General features: G+C 41.6%; 9 protein-coding genes and 1 pseudogene. 1 reads left to right on the top strand and 9 read right to left on the bottom strand.

The annotated features are described in order from the left end of the window. Positions 1 to 87 precede the first annotated feature (87 nt). The 8 genes and pseudogenes from QZ375_RS12825 to QZ375_RS12785 form a co-directional block, all read right to left on the bottom strand. Positions 88 to 405, bottom strand: coding sequence for a hypothetical protein (locus tag QZ375_RS12825; protein ID WP_295219647.1), 318 nt, complete (start codon positions 403 to 405; stop codon positions 88 to 90). After that, a complete protein-coding gene (locus tag QZ375_RS12820; RefSeq protein WP_295219646.1) occupies positions 402 to 770 on the bottom strand; it encodes an HK97 gp10 family phage protein in 369 nt (122 codons plus the stop codon). The genes QZ375_RS12825 and QZ375_RS12820 overlap by 4 nt, the downstream gene beginning before the upstream one ends. Next, positions 757 to 1110: a phage head closure protein gene (locus QZ375_RS12815; protein WP_295219645.1), complete on the bottom strand. Its 354-nt coding sequence runs from the start codon at positions 1108 to 1110 to the stop codon at positions 757 to 759. Before QZ375_RS12815 ends, QZ375_RS12820 begins: the two co-directional genes overlap by 14 nt. After that, a complete protein-coding gene (locus QZ375_RS12810; protein WP_295219644.1) occupies positions 1110 to 1382 on the bottom strand; it encodes a head-tail connector protein in 273 nt (90 codons plus the stop codon). Before QZ375_RS12810 ends, QZ375_RS12815 begins: the two co-directional genes overlap by 1 nt. 4 nt (positions 1383 to 1386) lie before the next feature. Further along, positions 1387 to 2580, bottom strand: a complete 1194-nt coding sequence (locus tag QZ375_RS12805) for a phage major capsid protein (RefSeq protein WP_295219648.1) — start codon at positions 2578 to 2580, stop codon at positions 1387 to 1389. Positions 2581 to 2601: 21 nt separating this feature from the next. Further along, the gene (locus tag QZ375_RS12800) at positions 2602 to 3237 is read right to left on the bottom strand and encodes a head maturation protease, ClpP-related (RefSeq protein ID WP_295219643.1); all 636 of its coding nucleotides are present in this window, start codon (positions 3235 to 3237) and stop codon (positions 2602 to 2604) included. Between the two features lie 125 nt (positions 3238 to 3362). Next, positions 3363 to 5165, bottom strand: a pseudogene (locus QZ375_RS14315) (reverse transcriptase domain-containing protein). 651 nt (positions 5166 to 5816) lie between these two features. Beyond that, on the bottom strand, positions 5817 to 7067 hold the full coding sequence (locus tag QZ375_RS12785) for a phage portal protein (protein WP_295219640.1): 1251 nt from the start codon (positions 7065 to 7067) through the stop codon (positions 5817 to 5819). 109 nt (positions 7068 to 7176) lie between these two features. On the opposite strand from QZ375_RS12785, the gene QZ375_RS12780 reads away from it, so the two are divergent. Then, the gene (locus QZ375_RS12780; RefSeq protein WP_295219639.1) at positions 7177 to 7578 is read left to right on the top strand and encodes a hypothetical protein; all 402 of its coding nucleotides are present in this window, start codon (positions 7177 to 7179) and stop codon (positions 7576 to 7578) included. Here QZ375_RS12780 and QZ375_RS12775 read toward each other — a convergent pair. Next, positions 7579 to 8330 (bottom strand): terminase TerL endonuclease subunit (locus QZ375_RS12775; protein WP_295219638.1); only part of this gene is annotated, 752 nt, incomplete at its 5' end. It lies immediately after the preceding gene.

The following is an 8330-nucleotide window of genomic DNA, read 5'->3' as shown; positions in this document are numbered from 1 at the left end:
CACCTTCTTCATCATAAGAGGTGATTTTTGCATAGTGAACTTTGTTCAGACCGAACTTTACCTTGTTTTTCTCCATTGCCATATAGATCAAACCTCCATCTCATAGAGCACTTCATACAATTCTTCCGAATCAATGAATAGTTCTGTTTTTGTGTAATAAATTTCATGCTGGGCAAGCACTGTCTCCACTTGTTCTTCCAATTCCGGCAGTTTTTTATCCGTGTACAATTCAATGTCCAGCTGTTTGCAACTGAAATATGCCACATTATCTGCAGAAAATGGATTCTCTCCAGGAGAGAGAAACAACAGAAAAGGCGATGCAGGACTTTCGCCCTCGGCGAAATGATGATAGGCAAAAGGTAGTCCTATCTCTTCCATCATTTCTGCGATTTGTTCGTAGGTCATGACAGCGCCTCCTCTATAAGTTTCTCAAAAAGCTGTACACCTTTTTCTTCCGCAGGAGCAATATGCGGTTTTCCGGATACCCGACCTCCGCCACGCTTGGCGTGCCCCTTTTCCAAAAGGTGTGCCAGCTGATACCTGTTTTTAGAATGAACAGTCATTTCAAGAGAATGGCTGTTTTCCTTTGTCTTTTTTGCAGTCCAGCTTTTTGAATACGCACCTGTTCTCTTTGGAGCGTTTGCAGATATTTCATCTTTTACAGATTTTGCAGTTTTTCTGACCGCCTTTTTCATTGACGTATCTGCAAGGTCTGCATATTCCGTCAGGCCTTTCATAATCTCGTCAGCCATTGCATCAACTGTAGCCATCGGAAGCACCTGCCTTTCGTATCTCACCCTCGATTTTCATGTAGTTGTTGTGGTCGTAAAGCGGAATCAGTCCTGTGACATTGTAGATGATGTTTCTGAAAAGAATATGGAAATTGGTGCTGTTGATATTCATCGTTGCAGGACTTTGACGAACCAGAAATTCCAGCTTCTGCACCTCTTTGGTAACTCCTGCATCTGTTGTTTCTGTTGTCGTCTTTACCGTAACTTTTGCCCATAATGAAAAGGTTTCTTCCCATTTTGTAATATGGTTGCCGATCTCGTCCACAACTGTTCTGTGTTCCAAAATGGTGATTCTCTGATTCAGAGTCCCGATTTCCATTACATCACGCCCTCTCGCTGTGCAAACAGAATTGAACGAAGATTCAGTGTAAGTTTATGATAATCAGGATTACTCCTGTTTTCATAAAGATACCCAAGTGCGAAAAGCATCGCAGTCCGCACAGTATCTTCATTTTCAGCAAATGCTGATTCGTCCATTCTGCCAACGTCCATTACAAGATTTTTCGCTGTAGAAAGAAGATTATGAATCAGACTATCGTCCTCTTCATAATCTACTCTCAGATAGGTTTTCGCCTCTTTCAGTGTAATCATAGCATCACGCTTTCTTGATGGTAAGTGTCTTGATTGCTTCCGGAAGAATCAGCTTGCCGTCCAGTCTCTGACTTGCAAGGAAACCAACCTGACCTGTCATAGCAAAGAGTTCATTCAGTCTCTTGAAAGAGCGTCCCTGTCTGTCGGCCACCCAGTAATAACTAAAGTCGCCGAATGCCATGCATTTGTTGCCTGACTTGATTTCCGGCACATAGCTGGATGTCTTGTAAGGACGATTCAGAATGGTATCCGGAACACCAGCCTGCACAGACGGACTCCAGATATAGTTTCCTGTGTTGTCCTTCAGTTTTCTGAGAGCCTTGACAGTGGAATCATTGAGCACCCACACTGCCTTCTTGCGGTACGGACTTCTGAGGGAGTAGAAAAGTTCCATCACATCATCAAATGTAATGCTTGTACCTGTGGTAGAAGTGCCGTCTTCCGCACCGCCTGTAGCATTAAAAATGCCGGTCGGTTTTCCCTTGCCGTCACCAACGAAGAAAGCCTCTTCTTCCTTTGCACCGATTCTTCTTGCAAACTCTTTTGCAATGTAGGACGGCAAATCAAATACAGAATCGTTAAGGAGTTCCTCAGAAATCTTGATCGCTGTTCCAAGCTTATATGCGGAAAGCGATGCCTGTCCGAAAGTATCATCAGAAAGAGAATACTGCTGTTCTTCGTCCATCCAGACAGCCTCGCCCTTGGAAGTCACAATCGGAATCTTGCGGTCGCCGTTGGAAGTTTTGATGACCGTTGCCATCTGGCGGAAAATGCTCTCTTCCTCCAACGCTTCCACCAATTTTCGTTCAAACTCATCTGGAACAAGATAGCCACCCTCTGCATCTGTGCCAATGTGCAAATCGTCATGTACATCGATCCAGTTGCGGTTTCTGATACTGTTCCAGAATGCCGTTTTGTAAGTGTCGCTTGCTGTACCTGTCTTTTCCGTTACATTTGGTGTGGCAGGCTTACCGAGAACAGGAGTGGAAGTTGCTTTGTTCATTTCAGCTTCAATTTCAGCTTGTCTTTCCAGACGCTGAATTTCCTTGCCAAGATCGACAATGGTCTGTTCCATTGCATCGTAAGTCTTGGAATCTTCCTCACTGAGAACACCATTTGCATTTCTCTTGCTGTCGAGAAAATCACGTGCTGTATCCCAAGCCTTCTTTCTCTTTTCTCTAAGTTCTTTAATCGTCATAGCCATAATCAATTCCTCCAATCAATATTTCAAAAGTGCCAGTCTTTTTTCAAGCTGGTCAATGGGTGTGCCAGTAACGGATTCTGCTGATGCAGATACTTTGGATAAGAATGCAGATAGATTCCTTGACTTTGAATAGGTCATTGCAGTCAGTGTATCTTCTTTTTCCTCTTCATCCGGTTCTTCCTCTTCAGGAACAACAGGCATTTTCTTCTCTGCAAAGAGAATCCCGTCCACAAAACCCATCTCATGAGCCTTTTTCGCATTGAGCCATGTTTCATCGGACATCAGTTTTGCAATCTTATTTCTGCTGAGATGGGATTTTGTTTCGTAGGCGTTGATGATTGATTCTTTGACTTCATCGAGCAAGATGATAGCCTTTTCCATATCCGCCTTATTTCCCATAGCACAAGTGCTGGGGTCGTGGATCATCATTAGGGCAGTCGGTGCAATCAAAGTTTCATCGCCTGCCATTGCCACAACAGACGCAGCGGAGGCAGCAATGCCATCAATTTTTACGGTAACCTTGCCTTTGTGATTTTTCAGCATAGAATAAATCTGACTTGCAGCGAACACATCGCCCCCTGGTGAGTTCAGCCAGACTGTCAGATTTCCGCTTACTTTTGAAAGTTCGTCACGGAAAAGGGCAGGTGTCACTTCGTAGAGTAGGAAAGTATCGCCTTGCTATGTTTCCATAGTAGGTTTATACAGACCCCTCACCGAACCGTGCTTACCCCTCTCGGAGTACACGGCTCTCCATTGTTATATAAAATAAAATCAACTCATTGATTATGAACTTTATGGTGGCAATTCCTGCATAACACCAATGTTTTTCGCCTTTTGGCTATCATTGCACGTTCCCAATCGTTTTTACCTTTCAGGTCTTTCACTTTATGAACGTGATGAATTTCATAGTATTCTGCATTTGTGTCCCCACACAGTTCGCAAACCTTTGCTTTTAAGCGTTCTTCAAGTGTATTTCTTGAATAGCCATATATTACGGCTGCGTTTGAGATATTGTCCGTACCATCTTTTGAGTCTTTGCAATCAGAGTATTTAGCAAAATAACAGCGTTTTTTACCGCTTTTAGTTTCGTATGGGATTCCCCATCCGCCTTTTCCGTCTTTAAACTTTGCTATTATCTTTGAAATCTTGGTATTATGTTTTGCCGCCAGTGTTTTCAGACAGCTATATTCCATTAGATAAGCAAAGTAACGCAATTGGCAGTAATTACTTGCTAAATTGTAATAATTGCAGATTCCTCTCAGCTCTGAATTGTATGTTGATATGATTTCAAGGTCTGACATATGTATCATATAGCTGCGATGAGTAGGAAACAGAGAGCCATCCTTTTTTTGAAAGATGACACCTTTATCGAACATGAAACGGTTGATTTTTTCCTTTAATGGAATTAAAAGTTCAACCTTATTATTCAATGTTCTCAATGAAACTCCGCCATTTTTGCTTTTAATTTTGGCATTTCTTCTTACACAGATGTCGTAACCTAAAAATCTTGCATGATTACTGCTGTGAGTTATCAGCGTTTTCTCATCACTGAGCTACATTTTAAGCACCTCGCTGATGTATTGTGACAGCTTCTTTTTTATTTCTATGCATTCTTTACGACTTCCATTTACTGATAGAATAAAATCATCAGCATAACGAATATATTGAATTTTTTTGTCTGTCTGTGATTTGCATGGAGTTTTAAGCTGAGCACTGCGGACTGCTTTCAAATTTTTAATTAGCTGTTTTTTTCGCTCATAATCCTGTGGGTCGCACTCTCTGATTGCTTTTCGTGCTTTTTCTGTCTGATATTTTGCTTTTCGGTATTCGGGAGTATACTTTTCTTTGCTCGGTTTATCAAATTCCTCTTTTAGATTTTCTACAAACTTATCCAGTTCATGCAGATAGATATTTGCCAGTATGGGAGAAATGATTCCTCCCTGCGGTGTACCGCTGTATGTCCTGTGATATATCCAGTCTTCAAGATAGCCTGCTTTCAGAAATTGTTGAATAAGCTGTATTAATCTTGCGTCTTTGATTTTTTTGTTCAGTATTCCTATCAGTACATCATGGTTAATATTGTCAAAACAGCCCTTGATGTCACCCTCTATGAACCATTTTGCACCTGTGAATTTCATACGCAGACTTTTTAAAGCAGTATGACAGCTCCTGTTTGGTCTGAAACCATGAGAACATTCATGAAATATAGGTTCATATACTGCTTCTAAAATCATGCGTACAGCTTCCTGTACAAGTTTGTCTGTAAATGTCGGAATACCAAGTGGACGCATTTTATCAGAATTCTTTTTTTGTATATATGTGCGTCTTACCGGCGTTGGATTAAATTTGCCGTTTTTCAGCTGTTCTGTGATTTTCTGTATTTTTCTTTCACTAAAGCTGTCGGCAGTGTCATCATTTACACCTTTTGTTGATGCACCATTATTTGCATACAGATTTCTGTATGCTTCAAACCATATATCCTCCCGCAATAAATATCTGAACAGACGTGTAAACACTTCATCTTTATTGTTCAATGAGTTTTTGCTTATTCTCGTCAAAATTTCGGTTGTTGGTTGCATTTCAGCCATTGAGGTTTTCCTCCCTAACTTTCTTCATTTTTGACCATAACAACTGTTTCCCTTCGCCATGCAGACGGTGTTACCGTCCTCGGACTACTATGGAAACTCCGTACCCTTGGGTCATATTCAGATTCTTAAATCATAGCTTTTCAGCATTGACCTTTAGGGTATCCTCGGTTAGTGTAAATAACTGGTTGCAGATTGTCGGATATGCTTTCGTTTCGTTTGCACAAGTTCTCTTGCACGTCATATGAATATTGAGGCAATAATTTATTGGAGATGATAATAAATCGCATTCATATTTAAGGTATCAGGCAAATTTCCTTAACCATTGGTTAACTGGGACTTGAAACTCACATTCAACAAATACAGTTTTATCCTCTTATCTGCTTAGCGTTGCGGTTCAGTCGTTCTTGATTGCCTTTAAGAAACTTACCGCTTCCCCAACGTGCTATGTTCCCGTATCAGCTTTCGCCTTTCGGTTAGTTGGGTCGCTTACAGAATTACCTATTCTGTGTGTTACCAATTTCACATTTACTTACACCCTATCCGAGCGCACATCGCCCCACCAGGTATCTTCAGAGATAGGACCGTTAAACAGAAGTTCCGTTTCTGATGTATCTTCATTTTGGATAAAGTTCCAGAATTTCTTCATTCGGTTTTTTCCTCCTTTTTTGGATTTGCAAATGCACCTGCATCAGCAAGTTTGGTGAAGCTGCCATTTACGAGATACAGGTTACCTCCATCTTCATCAGGAATCAAATTCATATCTTCCTTTTCACGGATGTCATTCGCCGACATCCAGCCGTTTTGTCTTGCAGTAGCATAGCCCTGCATTCTGGAAGCATAATCGCCACGCAGAAGTCCGTCTACATTGAACTTCACAAAATACTGCCCCTTTTCAGAATCAGAAAGAAGTGCTTTCTGCAAAGACTGCTCCCATCGAACGATCCAAGGGTCAAGACTGTATTTCACGAAATCAAGGGATAAATGTTCTACGTTACTGAATGTTGCATGGTCAAGGTCGCCGATCATATGGAGCGGTACACGGTACATTCTTGCAATTTCTTCAATCTGAAACTTTCGGGTTTCGAGAAACTGTGCTTCATTATTCGGAATTGCAATAGGTGTAAACTTCATGCCCTCCTCTAAAACTGCGACCTTGTGGGCATTTCTTCCGCCATAGGCTCTCTGCCACGCATCACGCACACGTTCCGGATTTTTGATTACTCCGGGGTGTTCTAACACGCCACTTGGTGAAGCACCATTTCCGAAAAACGACGCACCATATTCCTCGCAGGCAATAGAAATGCCGATTGCGTTCTTCGCAAGAGCAATCGGTGAATATCCCACCAAACCGTCATACCCAAGTCCTGGAATATGCAGCACATCTTCTGCCTGCAGGACAATATCGCCCTGCTGTTTCAGATTTGGATTGGCTTCATCGTAGCGGCTGTAGATGTAGACCAGATGGTTTCTCTGATCACGGTCTACTCTGACCTTATCCGGCATCAGCGGATACAGTCCCAATACATCACCTCTGCCATTTCGGATAATCTGTGCATAGGCATTGCCGTAAATCAGCAGATGGGACATTAATGTTTCCCTGAAAACAAAAGATGTCATTTCTGGATTTGGCTGATCATGCAGCAAAAAATAGAGCGGATGCCGTGGCACTCGCTCTTTTCCGCTATCGTTGTATTTGTACACATGAAGCGGCAGCTGTGCAATCGCTTCTGACAGCACACGCACACAGGCATAAACCGCAATATGTTGTAATGCTGTTCTGTCGGTGACTCTTTTTCCTGCATTGCTTCTGCCGAAAAAATATGTGTAGGACGGACTGTCATAACTGTTTTGAGGCTTATCTCTGGACTTGAATAGTCCGCTGAAAATTCCCATGAAAATCAATTCCTTTCAGAGGGTTGTTTTTTTGGTGTGGATGTGGTATACTTAAATATGAAATCGAGTAAATTTTTCGATTAAGTCATATAGCTTAGGAGTAAGATAAATGTGTTTTGAAGATGAATTCATGAATAAGCAGTCGGAAATTATTTCTTTGTACAAAGAAGCAGCAAGTGCTAAATCGGAACTACTATACGTATACATTTATAATGATGATTCCCAGTCTTTAATTGCAAGTGCATACCGTGTTGATGAAAAAGTAGTTGGCAATGTAAAAGCGGGTGTATCCGACGAAATCGATAATAAGATCTATAATATTATAACAGAAGAAATAATGCCGGAATTGAATGAAATTTGCCAAAGATACAATAGAGAGATACCTGTTGTATTTAAATATACATACAACTTAAAAACAGGTTCTTTTGATTCTGAGTATTTGTATACTAAAGATGTTGCTGAAGATTATGAATGTGGTACTGAAGCTTTTAAATGGATTAAATCGAGATAATTAAAACACCAACATCTCCCTTGAATCGTAAACAGACTCATCAGAAACACATCCACAGCGGATTGCACGGTCAAGAGCCATAATCATGGCAACCGCACCGTCAATCTTCTCTGTGGATTTTTCTTTATCCGGCTTGATGTTTCCGGCAGGGTCACGGCGAATGAAAATGTTATCCATCATCCAACGGAGGACAGGGTGACCGTTGTGGGCAAGAGTCTGTTCCAGAGTCAGTTTCATCAATTCCTTGGTAGGCGGTGACATATCTTTATATCCTTGTCCGAACTGCACCATCGTAAAACCCAACCCCTCAAGATTCTGCGACATCTGCACACAACCCCATCTATCAAAAGCTATCTCTTTGATGTGGAATTTCTGCCCCAGTTCATCAATGAAGTTTTCGATAAAACCATAGTGGACAACATTGCCCTCCGTAGTTTTCAGATAACCCTGCCGTTCCCATACATCGTAGGGAACGTGGTCACGGCGAACTCTTAAAGGCAATGTTTCTTCCGGCAGCCAAAAGTAAGGCAAAATGTAATAATGCTCATCTTCATCTGTTGGCGGAAACACCAAAACAAATGCTGTAATATCCGTTGTAGAGGAAAGGTCAAGTCCACCGTAGCAGATTCTTCCTTCGAGTTCGGATTCATCAAAAGCGACCTTGCATTTGTCCCATTTCTCCATCGGCATCCAACGTACCGCCTGTTTTACCCATTGATTCAAACGCAGTTGTCGAAAAGCATTTTCTTCAC

Origin of the sequence: Ruminococcus sp. (genome assembly GCF_019417665.1) — a bacterium.
Classification (GTDB): Bacteria; Bacillota; Clostridia; order Oscillospirales; family Ruminococcaceae; genus Ruminococcus_C.
This window is presented reverse-complemented; position numbering and strand designations above follow the sequence as displayed.